This window comes from Streptococcus sp. 'group B', from assembly GCF_002073795.1.
Taxonomy (GTDB): Bacteria; Bacillota; Bacilli; order Lactobacillales; family Streptococcaceae; genus Streptococcus; species Streptococcus agalactiae.
The window spans coordinates 434,753-455,756 of the sequence record NZ_CP020432.1; the positions used below are offsets into that span (position 1 = coordinate 434,753).

At 35.8% G+C, this 21,004-nt stretch carries 19 protein-coding genes and 1 pseudogene; 10 read left to right on the forward strand and 10 right to left on the reverse strand.

Going from position 1 to position 21,004, the window contains the following annotated elements; translation table 11 throughout:
• Positions 1-2: 2 nt before the first annotated feature.
• The 8 genes from A6J68_RS02460 to A6J68_RS02495 all read left to right on the forward strand — a co-directional run bounded on the left by A6J68_RS02460 (position 3) and on the right by A6J68_RS02495 (position 10,661).
• Positions 3-4,406, forward strand: coding sequence for an Eco57I restriction-modification methylase domain-containing protein (locus tag A6J68_RS02460; protein WP_057499243.1), 4,404 nt, complete (start codon positions 3-5; stop codon positions 4,404-4,406).
• Positions 4,407-4,468: 62 nt separating this feature from the next.
• Positions 4,469-4,957, forward strand: a complete 489-nt coding sequence (locus A6J68_RS02465) for a hypothetical protein (protein ID WP_057499242.1) — start codon at positions 4,469-4,471, stop codon at positions 4,955-4,957.
• A 51-nt stretch (positions 4,958-5,008) separates the two neighbouring features.
• Positions 5,009-5,890, forward strand: a complete 882-nt coding sequence (abiGI, locus tag A6J68_RS02470) for an abortive phage resistance protein AbiGI (RefSeq protein ID WP_057499241.1) — start codon at positions 5,009-5,011, stop codon at positions 5,888-5,890.
• Positions 5,890-7,092 (forward strand): abortive infection system toxin AbiGii family protein, encoded by a 1,203-nt coding sequence (locus A6J68_RS02475; RefSeq protein WP_057499240.1) that lies wholly within the window; start codon positions 5,890-5,892, stop codon positions 7,090-7,092. Before abiGI ends, A6J68_RS02475 begins: the two co-directional genes overlap by 1 nt.
• A gap of 55 nt (positions 7,093-7,147) precedes the next feature.
• Positions 7,148-8,596, forward strand: a complete 1,449-nt coding sequence (locus A6J68_RS02480) for an ATP-binding protein (RefSeq protein WP_065736059.1) — start codon at positions 7,148-7,150, stop codon at positions 8,594-8,596.
• 818 nt (positions 8,597-9,414) lie between these two features.
• On the forward strand, positions 9,415-9,705 hold the full coding sequence (locus A6J68_RS02485) for a WXG100 family type VII secretion target (RefSeq protein ID WP_000078283.1): 291 nt from the start codon (positions 9,415-9,417) through the stop codon (positions 9,703-9,705).
• A 70-nt stretch (positions 9,706-9,775) separates the two neighbouring features.
• On the forward strand, positions 9,776-10,183 hold the full coding sequence (locus A6J68_RS02490) for a hypothetical protein (protein ID WP_000749953.1): 408 nt from the start codon (positions 9,776-9,778) through the stop codon (positions 10,181-10,183).
• 85 nt (positions 10,184-10,268) lie between these two features.
• Positions 10,269-10,661 (forward strand): hypothetical protein, encoded by a 393-nt coding sequence (locus A6J68_RS02495; protein ID WP_001172779.1) that lies wholly within the window; start codon positions 10,269-10,271, stop codon positions 10,659-10,661.
• Positions 10,662-10,782: 121 nt separating this feature from the next.
• Here the strand turns inward: A6J68_RS02495 and A6J68_RS02500 are convergent, their stop codons facing one another.
• On the reverse strand, positions 10,783-12,000 hold the full coding sequence (locus tag A6J68_RS02500; RefSeq protein ID WP_001291561.1) for a tyrosine-type recombinase/integrase: 1,218 nt from the start codon (positions 11,998-12,000) through the stop codon (positions 10,783-10,785).
• Positions 12,001-12,081: 81 nt separating this feature from the next.
• Complete coding sequence (locus A6J68_RS02505; RefSeq protein ID WP_000814511.1) at positions 12,082-12,285, reverse strand: excisionase; 204 nt, start codon at positions 12,283-12,285, stop codon at positions 12,082-12,084.
• Between A6J68_RS02505 and A6J68_RS11555 the strand changes: the two genes are divergently transcribed.
• The gene (locus tag A6J68_RS11555; protein ID WP_001845478.1) at positions 12,269-12,520 is read left to right on the forward strand and encodes a hypothetical protein; all 252 of its coding nucleotides are present in this window, start codon (positions 12,269-12,271) and stop codon (positions 12,518-12,520) included. The genes A6J68_RS02505 and A6J68_RS11555 overlap by 17 nt on opposite strands.
• Before the next feature lie 225 nt (positions 12,521-12,745).
• On the opposite strand, the gene A6J68_RS02515 is transcribed toward A6J68_RS11555, so the two are convergent.
• Positions 12,746-12,976, reverse strand: coding sequence for a helix-turn-helix domain-containing protein (locus A6J68_RS02515; protein WP_000857133.1), 231 nt, complete (start codon positions 12,974-12,976; stop codon positions 12,746-12,748).
• Positions 12,973-13,395, reverse strand: coding sequence for a sigma-70 family RNA polymerase sigma factor (locus A6J68_RS02520; protein WP_000804885.1), 423 nt, complete (start codon positions 13,393-13,395; stop codon positions 12,973-12,975). The genes A6J68_RS02515 and A6J68_RS02520 overlap by 4 nt, the downstream gene beginning before the upstream one ends.
• Positions 13,396-13,899: 504 nt before the next feature.
• On the opposite strand from A6J68_RS02520, the gene A6J68_RS02530 reads away from it, so the two are divergent.
• A complete protein-coding gene (locus A6J68_RS02530; protein WP_001227347.1) occupies positions 13,900-14,253 on the forward strand; it encodes a helix-turn-helix transcriptional regulator in 354 nt (117 codons plus the stop codon).
• Between the two features lie 59 nt (positions 14,254-14,312).
• Here the strand turns inward: A6J68_RS02530 and A6J68_RS02535 are convergent, their stop codons facing one another.
• The 6 genes and pseudogenes from A6J68_RS02535 to A6J68_RS02560 all read right to left on the reverse strand — a co-directional run bounded on the left by A6J68_RS02535 (position 14,313) and on the right by A6J68_RS02560 (position 21,002).
• Positions 14,313-14,480 carry a cysteine-rich KTR domain-containing protein gene (locus A6J68_RS02535; protein ID WP_000336323.1) on the reverse strand — a complete coding sequence of 56 codons (168 nt, stop codon included), beginning with the start codon at positions 14,478-14,480 and terminating at the stop codon, positions 14,313-14,315.
• Between the two features lie 118 nt (positions 14,481-14,598).
• Positions 14,599-16,518, reverse strand: a complete 1,920-nt coding sequence (gene tet(M) / locus A6J68_RS02540; RefSeq protein ID WP_000691753.1) for a tetracycline resistance ribosomal protection protein Tet(M) — start codon at positions 16,516-16,518, stop codon at positions 14,599-14,601.
• Between the two features lie 15 nt (positions 16,519-16,533).
• A pseudogene (locus tag A6J68_RS11730) lies at positions 16,534-16,581 on the reverse strand (hypothetical protein); the annotation flags it as partial.
• A 313-nt stretch (positions 16,582-16,894) separates the two neighbouring features.
• Positions 16,895-17,830 (reverse strand): conjugal transfer protein, encoded by a 936-nt coding sequence (locus A6J68_RS02550; RefSeq protein ID WP_001224320.1) that lies wholly within the window; start codon positions 17,828-17,830, stop codon positions 16,895-16,897.
• Positions 17,827-18,828 carry a lysozyme family protein gene (locus A6J68_RS02555; RefSeq protein ID WP_000769868.1) on the reverse strand — a complete coding sequence of 334 codons (1,002 nt, stop codon included), beginning with the start codon at positions 18,826-18,828 and terminating at the stop codon, positions 17,827-17,829. Before A6J68_RS02555 ends, A6J68_RS02550 begins: the two co-directional genes overlap by 4 nt.
• Complete coding sequence (locus A6J68_RS02560) at positions 18,825-21,002, reverse strand: CD3337/EF1877 family mobilome membrane protein (RefSeq protein ID WP_000804748.1); 2,178 nt, start codon at positions 21,000-21,002, stop codon at positions 18,825-18,827. The genes A6J68_RS02555 and A6J68_RS02560 overlap by 4 nt, the downstream gene beginning before the upstream one ends.
• Between the last annotated feature and the right edge of the window lie 2 nt (positions 21,003-21,004).

Below are 21,004 nucleotides of genomic sequence, written 5' to 3' on the forward strand. Positions count from 1 at the left end.
GGATGATATCAAATTTTGAATTTTTAGCTATTGATATAGATACGTCAGAACTTTTTAAAACCATTAACATGGCGGAAGAAAATTATACTCACGGCGATTACGAAGGAACATTAACAAAGGTTAGAAAAGTTGCTGAAAATACAGCTAGATTAATTGCTGATAGAGAATATATTGACATTCGAGAGCGAGCAACTTTTAACGATGTTTTGAAGGACATAAGAGGACTTATCCCTAATAAAAAAATTGTAGATAACTTCTATGAAATAAAGGGTAAGGGGAATAATTCAGCTCATATATTAAATCCAGAAGACGCCACAAAAGAGAATGCTTTAAAATCATTGGAACAAGTATTTGATATTTTGGCTTGGGTTATGTTGACTTATATTGATCCTGATATCAAAGCTAGTGCTATTGGTCGATTCTTGGAGCCAAGGGCTCAAGAAATGTACAAGACTGCTGAGAGGAAATTTATTTATATTCAGACCGTTGATAATCAAAGTGGCTTATTCAATGCTTTTGAAGGAACACAAAAAATTGGTGAAGGTACTGTTTCTTCAGATGATATAGAGACGGACTGGTCTCCTAATAGTGAGTTTTTAAGAACAGCTGCACCAAAACGTATCAATCAATATATGAAAACTTCAGGTTTGCCTTATACACTTGGTTGGGTTGAACTTGCCTATAAGAAGTCAACAAAATCTTGGTTTCATGATTACGATGTGCATAATGTTTTAAAACGTTCAGGTGTTAAGCAAGCAGAGCAATTGGAGGGTACAGAGTGGTTCAAGACAGATTTAGAGACAGCTAAGTCTGCAATTAAAGCGGTTAAAGAAGGTAAAAATTATCTTAATATCCCTGCTGATGAAACAGTTGTGGAAGAGCCTATCATCATACTTCGTCCTGAACAGGAGGCTGCTGTTGAACAAACTCAAAAAATCTTTAAGAAGAAAGATAGGATGCTCTGGAATGCTAAAATGCGTTTCGGTAAAACTTTAACCTCTTTGCAGTTGATAAAAAATGAACAATTCAATAAAGTACTTATCATGACCCACCGTCCAGTAGTAGCTGATTCATGGTTTGATGACTTCAAAAAAATGAAAATGGCTGATGAAGGCTATAATTATGGATCGGTCAATCAAGGAGAGACACTTGAAAACTTGAAGAAGGAAGACCATCCCTTTATCTATTTTGCTTCTATACAATTGCTTCGTTATAATAATGGACAGACAAATCTAAAAGATTTCTCAGATGTTGATTGGAACCTAATTATTATTGATGAAGCACATGAAGGAACTCAGACGGAATTGAGTGATACCGTCATGAAAGAGTTGCTTAAGGAGCAGACGAAAGTTCTAGAATTATCAGGTACCCCGTTTAATTTACTTGACCAATTTGACGATGAACAAGTTTATACTTGGGACTACGTCATGGAGCAAGCAGCTAAAAAGAAATGGGAATTGGAACATCCGGATAAGCCTAATCCATATGAAACCTTACCCAAAGTATCAATGTATACTTTTGAAATGAAACATAAGGAACGTTTTTCGGATGAATCGAAATCCTTTAACTTTAGGGAATTCTTTCGCGTCAATGGAGCTGGAGAACTTGTTCATGAGTCTAGTGTTCGAGCATTTTTGGATAATATTACGAATCCAGATAGCACGACAAATTATCCATTTTCAACAAAATCTTATCGAGAAGAATTGCGTCATACCCTTTGGTTGATGCCTGGTGTGAAAGAAGCAAATGCTTTTGAAGATCTACTAAAGGAACATCCCATTTTTGGTAAAGAATATGCTATTGTTAATGTCGTTCGTGGTTCGAGTAGTGATGATGGTGTTGCGAATGAAGTTGATATTGAAAAAGTTCGTCATGCTATAACAGACGACCCATCAGCAACAAAAACCATCACTTTGACGGTTCGCAAGTTAACAACAGGGGTCAATATTCCAGAGTGGACAGCTGTTTTATTCTTGTCAAATACCAATAGTGCCATGAATTACCTTCAGGCTGCGTTTCGTGCTCAGACACCTTTTTCTCATGAAAAGCTAGGAATGAAGAAAAATTGTTATGTTTTTGATTTTGCACCAGATAGAGCTCTAACAGTTATGGCAGAGAGTGCTCAAATAAATTCGGGTGTAGGTAAAAAGAATACTCAAGAGCAAAAACAGGCAATGGCTCGTCTGCTTAATTTCATGCCTATTTTAGGAGTCTCTGATAATGGTATGAAGACTTTTGATGTGGACAGAATGTTGACTCAGCTTAAAAAGGTCTATGCTGAAAAAGCAGTACGTTCAGGCTTTGAAGATGATAGTCTCTACAATGACCACCTGCTTACTCTTACATCAGATGATGAATCAATGTTTAATGAGCTAAATGCTATTGTTGGAAAGACACAAAGTCAGAAGACACCTAAAAAAGTTGTCATTAATGAAAATGGTCTGACTGATGCTGAGAATGAACAAGCTGAGCGTGCTAAGAAGAAACCAAAAGCAAAGAGGACAGCGGAGGATCTAGAACTTATAGAAAAGCAAAAAGAAGCTAAGAAGCAACGTAAAAATTTAATTTCCATATTACGTGGAGTTTCTATCCGTATTCCTATGATGATTTATGGAATGAAAGTAGACCTGTCTAAGGATATCACGATCAAAGACTTTATCAAGCAAGTTGATAATGAATCCTGGAAAGAGTTTATGCCTAAGGGCTTTACCAAGGGAATGTTTCAAGATATTACCAAGTACTATGATGCCGAAGTCTTTATTGAAGCAGGCCGTATTATCCGTCAACGAGCGAAATCTTTTGATGATTTAGACTTTATAGAGCGCGCTGAGCATATTGCCGAGCTATTTGGGACATTTAAGAATCCTGACAAAGAAACTGTTTTGACACCTTGGAGAGTTGTGAATATGCAGATTACCAAGTCTATAGGTGGTCTGAACTTTTATGATGATAATTTTCAGTCTGTCACAGATGGTGCTACTTCCAATCTCCACTGGGTAGATAATCAGCTAACATCATCAGTTTATTATCAAGATGTTAAAATTTTAGACCTCAACTCAAAAACGGGACTCTATCCTTTACATAGTGCCATTAGTTTGTATTATCAACGGATGATAGAAAATGATGATAGTCGATTTGAAGCGGATCGAGTTTATCAAGAAATATTAGCTAATAATGTATATGCTATTGCTAAAACACCAATGGCTAAGACAATCACTGAGCGAACATTAGTAGGCTATCGAGATTATAAGACCAATGTGGTTTATATTGAAAACTTAACGGAGATACTCAAGAGTACACAGGATAAGGGAAAAGAAATTGTAGAGGAGGCATTTAATCAAGTGAAATTTGATATAGTTATTGGCAATCCGCCATACCAAGAGTCTACAAACGAAAATATTATGAGGACTGGTCAACAAAAACGAGTAAAAAATGTTTTCCAAGACTTTCAATTATTAGCAGATAACTTAGCTCTGAAATATAGCTGTCTCATATATCCTGGTGGGCGTTGGGTTCATCAGTCTGGAAAAGGAATGAAAGAATTTGGTAAAAATCAAATTAATAGTCAACATTTAAGACAATTAATTTACTATCCTGATGCTGGTGAAATATTTGGCGAAGTTGCTATTCCAGATGGTATTTCAGTTGTTGTCAAAGATTATCAGGTAGAAAGAGAGACTTTCGACTACACCTATAGTTATGCCGGTGAGGAAGTAACTGTGACTAGAAGTCATCCAGGTGATAAGCTAATGCCTTTAAATCCAAGTAACGAGGCAATTGTTGAGCATATTGAAGTCTTTATGAGAAATTATCATCTGAAACCATTATCAGACAGTAAGGTGATTAATCAGAAGCTTTTTCAGGTTGAAAGTGACTTTGCAGAACTAAATCCTGATAAAGTTATCCTTGATCAAGGGCAGTCTTTCGATGTTTCACATCAGATTAAACTCTTGACTAATGACAAAGCAGGAAAGGCGGGACGTGCAACTTGGTTTATTGCTGAAAGAGACGTGATAAAGGTTAATAAAGATTTAATTGACAAGTGGAAAGTTGTGGTTTCAAGTGCCAATGCTGGTGGTCAAAAGCGTGATAATCAACTTGAGATTCTTCCGCCACAGACTGCTTTTGGCCGAAGTCGTCTAGCTTTAAAGATGTTTGATAGCCAAAAAGAAGCAGAAAACTTTTATCAGTATGTCAGCTCCTATGTGATACGTCTTGCCTTTTTGATGACCGATGAATCCCTCACCTCTTTAGCTAAAGTCGTTCCGGATATTTTAGACTATTCAGATAGTAATAATTTACTTGATTTCGAAAAGAATATTGATGAACAGTTGCAAACTCTTCTGGAACTAACAGATGAACAAATGGTCTATATTAAAGAAGTAGTAGATAGTTTAAGGAAATAATGGTCTATCTGTTGGTAATGTGGAAGTTATTGAAAGTAAAGTGAAGGAGATAAAGTAGGATTATGGAACCTTATATTACAGAATCAATTGCTAATGTCGGTGTTGAATTAGGTATTTTAGCAGTTAAAGGAACAACAGCTAAAATCAATAGTAAAATTCAATCAATGAAGACTGAGCGTGAGGCTGACAAGTTGAGAGCTTCTTATGATGATATTGTAAATGAGTTACTATCTGAACGAGCTGATGCTTTAAGGATTGCGCAAATCTATAAAGAAGAGTACGAAAAAGTTACCATTAAAGATGAGGATATTGAATATCTTCATAATACCCTTAAACGTATTATTTCTTTATTGGGGACTTTTGGTAACGTGACGAAAGAGCAATCTGTTTCGTTTCAACAAATGACAGAGCTGTTAAATAAAGACACCCTAAAAACAATGCAATTATTAGGGTTTAACTACAGAGAAGCAATCGGTGAACCTTTAACCGAAGTTTGTGCGAACACTATCAAATCTAGACTAGGGAATTTTTCTAAAAGCAAGAAGAAGTAAAACTATGATAGGGGAACTGGGTGAATTAATTTATTTTAGAGGTTTTTGACAATGGATATGAAAGCTTTTCAAGCGAAAGATGAGATAATAGTCTCTGAAGCTGTACAATCAAAGATTACGGCAAATGCGTTATTTAATTTTATGAGAGAGTACTCCTTCTTAGAAAAAGTTATATTTAATATGGCAATTTCTCCCAGATACTACCCTGAAGATATTAGTTATTTGAACTTAAGATATAACGACAAAGATTTAACTGAATGGTATATTCCTATGACATGTTTTTGTGATATTCCACTACACCAGATAAGCTATCATGCAGAGGGAAATTCATTATCATCAAATGATAAAGGATATGGTAAATTTTCAATAGCTTTTCACAAAAAATTTGGAATAGAAAAAGGGATACAACCAATTCATTACCTAAATGAGAATTCTGCTCATGTAGAAGAACTGACAAACACTATGGATTTATTATTAAATCAAGGAGGCAACTCCATGGAAGTTAATGAAGTCTTAACTAACTTTATTTTTGAATATATTAGAATGATTAAACCTTATGTAGGTAAGATGAAACGTAGAGATAAAGATAATAATGTCATAGAAATAACAAAGAATTTTCAAGATGAGCATGAGTGGCGGTACATTCCTAAATTGAATCCGAAGGAGCTTCCGTTAATGTTGGTTGAGGAAGAGGATATTCGAGCTGAAGAAATCAATAAAATTTATACGGATAGCATATCACAAACGCATGATGGCGTACTAAAATTTGATGTAAGTGATGTGAGGTATATTTTTGTTGATACTAATCAAAATAGAAATCAATTGATTCAATTTATCAGAGGAAAACGAAAGGGGAAACGATTATCTACTCAGGAAAAAGATATTCTAATATCAAAAATAATGGTGTATGATGAGTTAAAGGAGGATTGGTGATGGTTACCTCGAAGTTTAATTCGGTATTTTCTAAAAAGACTAACAAAGAAATAAATACTCCTACTGCTCTAAGGAAAAAACTCAATCTGGAAGCTCCAAAAGGATATTCATATGAACTGATGGCGGGAACTAAGGATATGTATGTTTTACGTTCAAAAAAGAATCGTAAAGAGAACAGCTTTCAAGTGAGAATAAAATTTCCATTAGAATTTGAAGGTATGATATTACATAATATTGATGAATTAACTGAAGCTATGTATAGAACTCAAAGAAGTTTTAAACTAGATGAATCACTTCAAAAAGATCCTCCAACTATTATTCATTTAGGTAGTTCAGGGGTTACAAAACAAATAATAGGTCCTGTAGAAACATTTCCTGCTCTTGATCCAATAGAAGTGAAAGTAGGAAGAGAAAAAATTATAGTACCTGTGAAGAGAGTACCATATTCCAGCTTAACGGAGATTAAAATTATTTCACATAGAGATCAGTTGATTGATTTAGGAATAATATTAAACGAAGAATCCGATCATATAAAATTAACTACTAAATTAAATTATGATACTTTAACGACTTTAGAGGATTATTTCAAAAATTTAGACATTATCAGGTCCTTCTTTACAACTGGCATAAAAATATTTAATAAAACTTTGGTACCTGATGACGGTCAAAGAGAAGTATTTAAGAACAACCATGATTTTTTTGAAGCACTTAGGAAGATACAAGAAATTTTTTCTGTTACTTTTGATTTTCCTCATAAAATAAATAATGATGATGTCTATTTTACAAAAGTCTTGTTCGAGTCATTTGTTAATAATAGAATGGTAGAAATAAAAAATCAGGGGACAATTACTTTTTCATTTGATAAAGAGAAGCTATATTCTTCAAGTTATCCTGAATTAGAAGTCGGTACTGAAATAGGTGTAGTACGTCCTAGAGAGATAATCTCTTTAGAATTATTTGGAGCTGAGATACAGTTTCTAGAATATACTATATATCCAAGGATGACCTTCAAAAGAATGTTAGATGAAAACAAAGAAGAAATCAAAATGATCTTTGACTTACCTGAGGATAGTAACTATTATGTACTATTTTCATTGGATTCAATAGATGATTTTGATATGTCTAAGTCTGGACGGGATTTATTTGACTTAACAGATAGTGCAATAACTCTACAAGACATAGATTTTTCTGTACTAGATTAAAATATTCTGCAACTAGGAAGTTCTATTGTTGCAGTCGAGAGGAGGATTAATTTTGATAAAAAATAATGATTTATCTCACTATGTAGCCCACTACCAATTCTCACCAGAAAGTCAATATCTAGATAGAAAATCTGCACGTAAAAAACCGTCAGAACTGCTCAAGCATTTAATTGCTTTTGCCAATGCTGATGGTGGTCAGTTAGTTATTGGTATTGAGGATGAGAAGAAAGGAAATCTCATCACTGGTTTCAAGGATGGCAAAGCTTATCCTATTGATGAGTTTAAAAAAATTGACCGTGAGATGCGTGAGACACCATTAAACTTATCCTTTGAGGAAATTCCTGTGGTTAATTACAAGGGAGAAGATGATCTCATTCTGATTATCTCAGTTGAATTGTCTTCTAATCGCGTTATTGCTGCACCGAATGATGACGTTTACCTTCGTCAAGGTGATGAGTCGATAAAGTTAAGTTATGAACAACGAACACAACTTAGCTATGACAAAGGGCAACGCTTTTTTGAAGATGAGACTGTTTTAGATGCAACACTGGAAGATATTGATGAAAATATCGTACAGGATTTCAAAAGTCACTTTGATTTATCAGAGCGCTCCACAGAGGAAATCCTCAAAGCTAGACGATTTTTGGTTAATGGCAAATTGACTAAAGCTGCGATTTTACTTTTTGGGAAGTATCCATCAGCTTTCTTCCCTCAAGCACGTGTTCGTTTCCAACGATTTGATGGGACAGATATGGGAACAGGGAGTAACTTTAATGTCATCAAAGAAGTGACCTTTGATGATGCTTTGCCAGTGCTGATTATTAAGGTTAGGGACTTTATCCGTACGCAGCTTAGAGAATTTCAGTATCTCGATGACAATGGTCAGTTTCAAATCTTACCAGAATACCCAGAATTTGCTTGGTTTGAAGGTATTGTCAATGCCGTAACTCACCGTGATTATTCTGTCTATGGTGATCATATCCGTGTTCTAATGTTCGATGATCGCTTAGAGATTCACAGTCCAGGTAAGTTACCGAATATTGTAACGGTTGAGAACATCAAGCATGAACGTTTTTCTAGAAATCCTCGGATTGCGAGAACCCTGACTGAATTTGGTTGGGTTCGTGAGATGAATGAAGGGGTTAAGCGTATCTATTCTGAGATGGAGTCGGCTTTTCTTCATGAGCCTAAATATTCAGAACCGGGTAATAAGGTAGTTTTGACGTTAGAGAATAGCATTACGAGTCGAACATTACGTACAAGGGATTCCTTAGAGATTAAGGTTGAAGATTATAGCAAATTAAGTGTAGATGAGAAATTATTACTTCAACATATGTATAATACTGGTGAACAAATGACCACAAAAAAAGCCTCAGAATTATTGGGGCGGAGTGTGTCATATTCATCAAAATTGTTAAAGAGATTACGTGATAAGAAAATTTTAACTTGGTATGGCACTAGTACAAGGGATCGTAGTCAGTATTACAAGTTAGAAATGAAGTAAAAACGAAGAAAAACGAAGAAAAACGAAGAAAAAGGTTTTTTGAGTTTATTTTCAAATTGGAGTATTATCTTACAATAGTTTGAAAAACTTTTCGGATATTATCGATTAATTTTAGTTTCTGAACCTAGGCATAATATACCAAATGAAATAAATGCGATTTCTCAATTACATAAGCTCCGAAAACGAATTTTTTGGTAATCTAATGGTAATCCATTGTTTGTAAGATTAGGTTATAAGTGCTTATTTTCAACGAAAATGAAGTTTGAAAGCTTAGTTTAATAGGCTTTTAAAGATATTTGATTTTTTTTACCCAAAACCAGGTCTTAAAAAAGCACGTAAAGCATCACAATTTTCAAAACGTTAATATACTGTTATATCAACGTTTCAAAGCACTTTGCAAGCAATTGCAAGGTGTTTTTTTATTGTCAATTTTACTTTTGATAACCTGATAACCCCTTCGCGAATATATTGCAATACATAGTACACTTTTTGGATGTAAATTGATGAGTATTAGCTAGTTTATACTATATAACACCATATATTACAGTTGTCAGAGAAAACCAGGTCTTAAAAAAGCCCGTAAAGCATCACAATTCTCAAAATGTTAATATACTGTTATATCAACGTTTCAAAGCACTTTGCAAGATATTGTAGGGTGTTTTTTTAAAATCTTTTGATAACCTTTCCGTTTTGAAAGTAAAGTAGATGTAATATAAATCGCTGTTTGTATTTTTAATAGATTAACCTATTATGAGTTTTATCTGTGTAAGGAACATCTAAATATGCTATACTGCAGTTAAAAAAATAGGGAGCAAATGATGTCACAAATTAAACTAACACCTGAAGAACTCCGTATTTCAGCACAAAAATATACAACAGGATCACAATCAATTACAGATGTGTTAACAGTTTTGACTCAAGAACAAGCTGTTATTGATGAAAATTGGGATGGTACAGCATTTGATAGCTTTGAAGCCCAATTCAATGAATTATCTCCAAAAATCACACAATTTGCACAATTATTAGAAGATATAAATCAACAATTATTGAAAGTTGCGGATGTTGTCGAACAAACAGACTCAGATATTGCCTCACAAATTAATAAATAATTGGCTTATTCAAATTCATAAGTTGATATATTATAGCTAGATGATGTAATTGTTTCATAAAGGAGTAAAAATGAAAAAGAGTACCCAAATAATACTACTAATAGTTGCATTATTCATACTTGTTTTTAGCGGAGGATTTTATATGAAAGAACAACAAAGAAAAGAAGAACTAAAACGGAATCGAGAATATGAAGTTAGTCTAGTCAAAGCATTGAAAAATTCCTATGAGAATATAGAAGAAATAAAAATCACACATCCTGTTTCAACTGAAATTCCTGGAGATTGGCATTGTACTGTAAAGATTTCATTTAATGATAAAAAATCTATTGTTTATAATATTACACATAATTTGGAATCGAAAAAAAATTATAGCGGAAAATTTAATGAAAAAAATATGAATTTTTTTGATTCAAGAATTGGTAAAACAAAAAAAACTATAAAAATTATTTTTTCAGATGGTCAGGAGAAATTTGAATAATGGTATTTTCATATATTGGCTTATTCAAATTCCTAAGTTGATATATTATAGCTAGATGATGTAATTGTTTCATAAAGGAGTGAAAATGCAAAAGAGTTCTAAAATAATACTACTAATAGTTGCCCTATTACTACTTATTTTTAGCGGAGGATTTTATATGAAAGAACAACAAAGAAAAGAAGAACTAAAACGGAATCGAGAATATGAGGTTAGTCTAGTCAAAGCATTGAAAAATTCATATTCAGATATTAAGGAGATTCAAATTTCCAATCCAATAACAACAACAATGCCAGGTGATTGGCGTAGTACTGTGAAAATTATTTTTTCAGATAATGATGAAATCACTTACTGTATAACCCATAATAAAGATGATGAAATTAATCGCAGTGGATCAATAAATGAAAAAGAACATTTATTTTTAAGTAAAACAAAGTATAAATTTCTAATTATCTTTTTATATTTTCTTAAATGCTCGTAAAGCCTTATTCTATGTGCTTTCGAGTATTTTTACTGTAGGAAGATACTTCACGTTTCTTTGCATATTTCCTCATGTCTTAGCTGTCAGAAGTGGTAAATAAGTAGTAAATTCATTTGTACTACTAAGCAACAAGACGCTCCTGTTGCTTCTCTTTATTCAAGCGTTTCATTTCTGCCATTGCAGAATCGAATGTTGCATGTGCGTAATAGTTCAGCGTCATGGCTATATTAGCATGTCCCATAATGTACTGTAATGCCTTTGGATTCATTCCTGCATTTGCATAGTTGGTACAGAATGTATGTCGCAAACTATGTGGAGTGATGTGTGGCAATTTATCCTCGTTATACTTATTGTATTTCTTAACAAGACCTTTCATCATGCCGTTGTAATCACTTGCCACTTTTGGATAGTTCTTTCTATTAAGAAAGAGGAAATCACTATATCCATCAATCTCAACACGCTTATCATTCTTTCGATTCGCTAACACTCGCTTAAATGCTTGATAGGCTTCTTCAACCATAGGAACTTGACGTTCGCCACTTTTGGTCTTTGGTGTTTCAATGTAGTACCCAATTTCAGTATCTCTCAATAGCTGATGGTCTATATTGACAAGACGATTCTCAAAATCTAAATCTGGAAGTGTCAAACCACCAAACTCTGAAATACGAAGACCTGTTTTTAAGAGTATCAGAATTTCATCATAATTTTTGCTGTAGGTTTTATCAGCTTTTGCAAAGGCTAACAGTTTTTCTTCCTGTTCTTCTGTTAGTACGGTCTTAGGGACAGTATCATCATCAAGAACTGCTTTCAGTTGAAAGTCAAATGGATTCTTCCGAACACAATCATCTTGTATAGCAATATAGAATGAAGCCTTTAAAGAACGTTTGTAGTTATTGATGGTTTGATAAGCATAACCATTTTCACTCATTCTAATAGCCCATTCTTTAGCGTCTGATGGCTTAATACTGTCAATACTTCTTACACCTAACTTGTCTTTCTTCAAAATATCCATAAGATATTTGCGTCCAGTTTCAGTGTTTTTTCTAACCTTTGGTCTTTGAGCGTTCTGTTTTGCGTAAAGCTGGCAGAGTGTCATTTTCTTTCCTACAACATCAATACCATCATGAATGTCTTTCTGTAACTCTGCGATTTTCTCTCTAAGTGAGATACAATCACGCTTTCCTGCTGGTACTCGGTCTGTAGCCACAAGTTTCCACGAGTAAACAAATTGCGGTTCTCCAAATGAATCTATATATTTGTATAAGTATCTTCCGTCTTTTCGTTGGCTCTCTCCAGTCTTTAAGATTCGACCTTTATTGTCACGTCTTTTTTCTGACATGGCATTTGCTCCTTTCCTTTATGGAAAGAGCCTTGATACGACTTAATACTATTTTATCATATACAAGACCCTTTGGCGACGCTAGATTGCGTCCAATGTATCTATAATTTTTTCAAATTGTTTTCGTTTAATCTGAATACGATTGCCATTCATAATCAGCCAATTTGCATTTTTATTTTCCTCTGCCAAGCGTCGTAGCTTGTTTTCGCCAATACGAAAATATTTTGACGCTTCTTCAATGGTTAGGGTATAACGTTCCCAAATAGGAATGTCAGTCTGCTTCATAAAATCCTCCTTTCCAAATCACTTATTTGGATTTCATAAAAGTTGTTTTACCAGCAATCGAACAGCTTTAGCAAAGCTCACGGGAGTTCCACCCCTGCATGGTTCTCATGTAGCCATACTCATTGCCTGCGACGGTTTTATCACGCTCGGACTATTGACTGTATGGGAGTATCATTATCACGATAAGAATGTCGTTGCAGGCAATCCTGCTAAAGATTGCTTCTCGGATCACTAACATGAATCGCTCGCTATCTTTATAAGATAGGTCATGGCGGTTAGTTCCGTTGGCTCTTTTCTTATCGAAACGTATTCGATTACTTTTATTCAGTTTTCAAAGAACAATGGCTCGTTAGCCTATCAAAACACATTGAAAGCTCAATATGCTTTGGTGGAATAACAAACCTCCCTGTTCGGGAAGCGTGGAATGGTTTAGCACGCTTCCACGAAAGGAGAGAGGATATTACTTAATTTCAAATGACAAAATCTTTGTAATCAGTCTGGTTTCCATTCTTCCACGTAAGACTTCATCAACGACCATACTTTGATTGCCATATTCATCTTTCATAAGTCGTAGGGAACGCTTCGTTATGTACCCTCTGTAATGATGTAGAATCTGGTTAATCGCTTCGGTATCGCCATCTGTTGCCTTTACAATGAGAGGAAAGGGAATCATAGGATATTGTGTTTTCATTCTTCAAATTCCTCCATAAACTTTTTAATTAAGGCTAGTCCACTGGTTCTATGCCGATAGACAGTAGAACGGTTCAATTTCAACAGGTCTGCAATTTCTGAATCGCTCATGTCCATAAAGTAAAACAGCAGTAGAATTTCACGTTTCTTGTCTGGCAACTCACGTAATGCTTCACTCAACAAATCATTTTCAACGCCTACTGATAACCCATTGAGTGTAAAAATCTGAAAGTCAGTTGAATAGTTATCTGTTGTCGCAAACTGGCTAACAAGATAATCGCCAACATCCGAAAAGGACACCTCACGCTTTGCAATCCTTGAAAGATAAAGCATATAATTCTTTCGCTCGTCTTCCATAGCACGTTTACAGATATAGTCAAACTGATTTTCTATTGTGGTCTGAAAAGAAGATGGTTTCATGTTTCTCACCCCCTTTCTGTCTAGGAAAGGAAGTGAGCCTTGCTCGTTTATCTCCTTTCACTCTTAGTCCCAATGTGAAAGGGGGATTTGTTGCATTACTGATAAATAAACTTTGTAAAAAAGTTCTGAATAGCCAAAAAAGCATATAAACAGATTTATTTCTCTGTTTACATGCTTCTGTTATTCTATCTATATGATTTATAAAACCACATTGGTGGACGTACTTATCTATTGCAGATAGACGACTTTTTTTGACAAGAACCCAATGTAAGGAAATTTATTGTATATGATGTACTTCATGGCGACGTTGACCTCCAACAAACCGCCATTTGGAAGTAATATACAATATTTTAACAGCGTAAATAGCACTACCATATAACGGTTTTTTTTATTGGCGTTTAGTAGTGCTTTTTATTAAATATAAACCTATAAACCATATAACACGTTTTTCTATACCTGTTTTTAATTCAGTAGGAACAATAAAATGTATAGAGGTGGTCTACTATGCGTAAAAAAGAAGATAAATATGATTTTAGAGCCTTTGGTTTAGCCATTAAAGAAGCTCGATTGAAACGAGGTTTAACTCGTGAACAAGTGGGAGCATTGATTGAAATTGACCCACGGTACTTAACTAATATTGAAAATAAAGGGCAACACCCCAGCATACAAGTTCTTTATGACCTTGTATCGTTACTTCATGTTTCCGTTGATGAATTTTTCTTACCTGCTAATAACTTGGTAAAAAGCACCCGACGATTACAGATAGAGAAATACATGGATAGCTTTACAGACAAAGAACTATCCTTAATGGAATCTTTAGCCAGCGGTATCAACGAAGCAAGAAACATCGAAGACTAATTAAAAGAATCCATACATAACGGAAAGAGCCGATAAAATGAGATTGTATTAATCTCATTTTATCGGCTCTGCGTCTTTGCGTCTGGCTCTGTAATCACAGTTACTTTGAACTGCTTTATTTCAATTAAATTTTCTTGTCTGCATTTCGGACAATAGAGGGGGAATTTTTTTAATTCAGTATCTTCCCTTATCTTTAATCGTGTTTTATTTCCACATACAGGACACAATATCCACTTGTAGTTTATAATAACTATCTCCTCCTTTACACTTTAATTCAAATCTTTATTAAAAAATATTTCATCTTATTTAACAAGAAACCATATTTATATAACAACATAAAATACACTAAGTTATTTTATTGAACATATATCGTACTTTATCTATCCGACTATTTGGACGACGGGGCTGGCAAACAGGTTCACCGGTAGTAACATGGTACCCTTTTAACTCTGTTAAACAAACACTACGTCCATTTGTAAAGGAAGTTAAATCACTACGATATTCTTGAATACACCGAGCAGGGATTTCTCCACTAAGAATGACCTCATTATTTTTCAATTGAGTGTCTACGATGTTCGCACAATATTTAGGAGCATCGTTGTATGCTCGTGAAAGATATTCCTGTGGCGCATAAATTTTAAAACTAAGATATGGCTCTAACAATTCTGTTCCAGCTTTTTTTAAGACTTGTTCCAATACAATAGGAGCAAGCATCCGAAAATCTGCTGGGGTACTAACAGGGCTATAGTATAAGCCATACTTAAAACAGATTTTACAGTCCGTCACATTCCAACCATACAATCCTTGTTCACAGCCATAGCGTATCCCCTCCATAACTGCATTTTGAAACGATTGATTTAAGTATCCAAGAGAAACCGAGCTCTCATACTGTACTCCGCTCCCTAATGGAAGCTGTGCTACAGATAGACCAATGGAAGCCCAGAAAGGATTCGGTGGAACTTCGATGTGAATGGTATACTCTGCTTTTTTTAACGGTCTTTCCATATAAATGACTGTAGGCTCTTTTATTTCTATCTCCACATGATACTTTTCTTGCAGCAGAGCACAAGTCACTTCCATTTGTACTTTCCCTAAGAAAGAAAGTATGATTTCATGTGTCGCAGAATCCACATAATATCGCAGAAGCGGGTCACTGTCGGAGATTTCTAAAAGTGCATCAAGTAACATTTCCCTTTGTTGAGGTTTGCTCGGTTCAACAGTCGTTTGCAGCAGAGGGAGGGGATTTTCAATTCTCTCTCTCTGTGGCAATAGCTTTGTATCTCCAAGAACACTATTTAACTTCAAAAACTCATTCTGCAAAATAACAATTTCCCCGGAATAAGCCTTATCGATTTTACATAATTCACCATTTATTGAAGTATACATTTCTGTAATTTTTATTTTTTCCTTTTCCGATATTCTAACCGAATCTCGCAAATGCAGTACGCCACTATAAAGACGTATATATGCAAGACGCTGTCTTTTTTCCGAATACTCAATTTTGAAAACTTTTCCGCAAAGTTCAGACTGACCTCGATGTGTTGATGAATAAAATTTATTCGTAATCACTTCTATAAGGTTATCAATCCCTATATTGTTTTTTGCACTTCCGTGATAAACAGGGAACAGGGAACAATTATGAAATCTTATGCTTTCCTCTTGTTCGAGTTCTAATGCTTCCAATAATTTCCCAGACGTATATTTCTCCAAAAGGTAATCATTTCCTTCTATTACCATATCCCATTGTTCAGATTCGGTAAAGTTCATTACACGCATATTAGGATGCAGTTCTACCTTCTGTTTGATTACAATTTCCGCAGAAAGTTTCTCTTTAATATCCTGATAAACCGTTGATAAATCAATTCCATTTTGGTCAATCTTATTGATAAAAAAGATTGTGGGAATACCTATTTTCCTAAGTGCATGAAACAATATACGAGTTTGTGCTTGTACGCCATCTTTTGCAGAAATCAGTAGAATTGCCCCATCTAATACTGATAATGAACGATATACTTCTGCTAAAAAATCCATATGTCCTGGCGTGTCTATGATGTTCACCTTAGTATTTTTCCACTGAAAAGAGGTTATCGCCGTCTGAATTGTAATTCCTCTCTGACGTTCTAAAAGCGTATTATCCGTTTTCGTTGTACCTCTGTCCACGCTTCCTAATTCTGTAATCGCTCCACTGTTATATAATAAGCTTTCTGTTAAGGTAGTTTTTCCCGCATCAACATGAGCTAAAACTCCAATATTAATAATTTTCATGTGATTTTCCTCCATTCAAAAGCCCAAAAGGGCATAAAAATCCCAGTGATAAATACTCTTATCACTGGGATTTTTATGCATAACCATAGGCATACAAAGCATACAGATATTCTCCGGATACTTTAGAATCACATGATAAAGGTATTCTTAAACTGGGTACAAAAAACTAAGCCCTCCTAAAAAAGGACATCCAATTATTTGTTCCCACTATCAAATTGACAGTTTATTTAAGAATACCTTGCCGCATATTTATTAACTCCTTTTAAATAGATACTTAAATAATAGCACGTAAGAGCATATTTGTAAAGGAATCTCCAATTTTTTATCAAAGAGAGTACGTGATTACAAAATAGCTGTAATAATGTACCAATATTTGTTATTCTATAATCTTCCAATTACTCCCGTTCTTTTCAAGTACCAAATCAAATTGAGATACCTGCGTTGCTTTGGTCTGCTGGTCGATATACTCCACTGTCAGCGATACCGTGACTTGATTATCCTTACGATTGTGAATAGGATTTACCAGTTCTTGAAAGATGTACTCTTTTCCGATTGGTTTTAATATCCCGTCATTCACATAGTAGGAAAGTTCACTGGCTGTCGCTGTAGGATAGAGCTTGAAGAACGTCGTTAAAAACTCATTGATTTCATTGGTTGTAATGGAATCAACCGTCCCCTCACTTTCAATGGCTTTTGGTTTATAACTTGATTTCTTAGGTATGTTGGTAATGGTCGGATTCTTAACCAGTACCATATTTCCAGAACCATCTACATAGACACTCACTATATAAGCAGAGTGGACGGTCTTTGTATTTTCTCCCTCTGTAATGAGCTGGTCTACACTGTAGGTTACATTAAACTCATTGTCGCCAGTTGGCTCTACCGTCCATATCTGAAATCCTCTTACAGAAGACGATACAGGAATATCTTTGCGTACTGTATCAACATTGAGAGCTTGAAGTTCATCTGTCAGATAGCCTTTTAGACTTTCCATTCGATTATCAATGGACTTATCGGATTGCTCCCATGAATAGTAGACTTTCGCAAAGTTCTCTACAAAATTTTCTACATGATGAGTATCAACGTATTCCTTTTCTATGATAGTTGTTTCGTGAATAGTATGAGTATCTATAGCTGTAAAGTGCTTGAATATCGCAAAGCTGAAACTAAGCCCTAAAAGTACCCACAAGGCAATCACAACCTTTTTATGAGGATTGACCTTATAGTAGACACGAGGTTTCTTTTCCTTTGGTATCTGTTTTTCTTTATTCTGATTTTTTCTAAATTTCATCATTAAATCTTCCTTTCTCATTGTTTGATTCGTCCTGCTCCCACTAAATGCTGTTGCCAGTAGGGGCTTGTTAAGTCGGCATAACCGATTGGGTCGCCTGCATGAAACATACGGTTATTGCCAAGGTATATCCCAACATGAGTAATATAAGAGCCAGCGTTATAGGTAGAATGAAAGAAAACCAAATCGCCAGCTTGTGCTTCCGATAGTGGGATATGCTGGGTCACATCATATTGCTGTTGTGCGGTTCGTGGTAAGTTAATTCCAGCTTTTCCATACGTCCATTGTGTCAGTCCGCTACAATCAAAAGAAGTAGTCGGGGAAGCTCCACCGTAAACGTATCGCCAGCCCTCATATTTCAGTGCTTCGTCCATGATGGCTTGTACCGTATCATCATCAAACTCTGTTGTGACAAGATACTGCGTTACCAGTTGCACATAAAACATATTGCCATAGTTGTATCGCCAGCCCCCATTGATAGGTATGGCTATGGGATTGGGGTAAGACACTTTTTCGCCACCTGAATACTCTTTTGAGAAACTTTGAGCCAGTTCAAAGGTATATTTATTTCCACGATTAGCCACATACCCTAAGAAACCACCACCATAATTGTAGGACTGGATAACCGATTCTAAATCTACACTGAGCCTTTCGCTACTGGCTAATAATTCACTGAAATACTTCACACCTTGCTTAATGGATTCTTCTGTACTCAATGAATTAGGTGGAAGACCGAGGGATTCCGAGGACTGCATAACATCTTCCGCAGTACCGCCCGATTCCACCTGTATAATCGCAAGAAGTATGTTGACATATTCTTCAACGCCATATTCTTTGGCATATTTTTCTACCATAGGCTTATGAGCCAGCACTTCTGCGGAAACATTCACACCTCCATAATGAATATTGGAAATTCCGCTGTCCTGTTCATCTGAAAATAAAATGGCAACAAACAGAAGCAGTGAGAAGACCATCAAGAATAATCCAGAACCACCAATCACTAAAGTTTTCAACTTCATGGTTTCTTACCGACTTTCTTAATGGTGGCGGTTTTGATTGGTGGTCTACTTCTTGTATTTTGTAGTGGTACTCTTTGAACAGTAGACGGACGTTCTTTTGTGATTGGACGTTGTGAAGTTCTATCTGCTGTAGTGGTTGAAGTTGCTGGCTTTTGAACGGTTTTTTCTTGAACGGTATTGCCTTGGCGTTCCACTTTTGGACTTGAAAAATCGGACTTAACTGCTGGACGCTCTTGTTTGGCTTGTTGAGATTCCTTATATGAAGTCTGAATATTAGACTGTTTTGAGGTCTGTTCATCATGATATTGTTCTTGTCTTGTAGTCGGTCTTTCATGAACAGAAGAAGCAGGCTGTTTTTTCTGTTTGACCTGTTCCATTTCAGAGCGACGCTTCGCAATGGTTTTTCGCCTTTGTTCCTGCTGTTCCTTGCGTCCACTGGCTCTGTCCGCTTTGGTTTGAGAAATACTACTGGTTAAATCACGGACATTCTCTTTTACTTTGGATTTTCCTTGATATACTGCATATCTTGCATTGGTCGGCAAATCTTTAACCTGTTCTTTCAAACCACTAGCAGTGTCTACCATTCTGTCTTTGGTATCAGCTACTGTACCGATGGTTTGACCGATACGTTTTCCAAGTGTTGATTTTTCCTTTCCGTCTGGTCGGGAGTGATCTGCTTGTGTCCTTGCAGAACTCCCCGAACCCGACTGTCCTTTTTTACCTGTAACAATGGCAGACCCAGCCCCTAGAGTAGTCATGGAACGTCCAAGTTTCCGCTGTAGACGGTGCATGTGAGCGTGCATAAGCATACGAGGTTTTCTCATCACACGACTTCCCACACTTTGAGAATCGTTACTCTGTAGAGAAAACATACTCATTAAATCGCCCAGCTTGAAGTAGATTCCTGCAAAGGTCACAATCTGTAGAAAAGCAATCAAAAAGAACGGATAACCAGCCGATAAGGTATAGAGCATGGTTGAAATACTAAATGCTGTCGTAATAATCAATGTGATTCCAGCTCGTGTCAAAATGGTATTAAAGAGCTTTGTTATGGCTCGTTTTGACATACCATCAAATGATGGAATCATGCTTAAAATAAAGCTCACAGGCAGAAACATAGCATAGATGATAAAAAGTACCTGCGAGAAAATCATGATTCCTGTTAATAGGAATACAAATATGGAAATCCCAATATTGAAGACAAATAGGAAGAAGACTGTACCTAAACGGTTAATGGTCTTTGTAATGGTTAGATTGGTATTGCTTCTGTCTTCAATTTCTTCCGCAACAATTTTTTCTCTGTCTTCGCCATTGTTGGAATCTGGGCTGGTGGAGAGCAGGCTTTCCACACGGTCAATACCGATACTTTCAATGTCTGAACTGTTGTATTGAAGCAGTAGCCACGGTTGCTGAACCTGTATGGAAAACAGGCTATCTCTGATTAAGTCCACGCTGTCCTTGCCTTGACTATCGGAATGGGGCATGACAATCTTCGTGCCAAGTGATAAACTGGCATTACTGATGTCTGATGAAAAGTCATTGATTTTTTTAATGTAGTCGGGAGCGTAGGCAATAAAGGAAGCCGATAGGATAAACACCAGCACAAAATTCATAATGGCATGAATTGCCTTTGTGGTTTCTCTCTTTATCAGTCCCGTATAGGCAACATAAACCCCAAGAACCAAAATCAAGAGTAAGAGGAATCCAACATAGAAACCCTCTGTTGAAAATCCGTTTGCACTCACACCAGCTAAGGTCTGCATATTCTTACCAATGGAATCTGCTGTAGCGGAAATGAAGTCTAAGGAATAGGCTTCCTGTACTAAGTAACCTGTCGCATTGGAAACATACAAACTGATTGTCCAAATAAAATTGGTAATGGCATATAGTCCATACATGACCTGTTTTCCAATCCCGTCCGACCAGTTCCACGGAAGCCAGCCCCAGCTATTATCCACATAAAAATCCAGTTGATAGTTTTCAAGTGGGTATCGGCTGTATTCATTTGCCACATTGACCGTATCATCTACCAAGCCCGCAGCTTGAACCACCGTTCCCAGCATGGCTAAAAGAAAAATGGCAATCACAAGTGTGAAAGCCACTGTCATTGCCACTTTACCTAGACGTTTCAGCGTCCAGTTTGATTTTATTCTGTTTACTATTGATGGTTTCACAT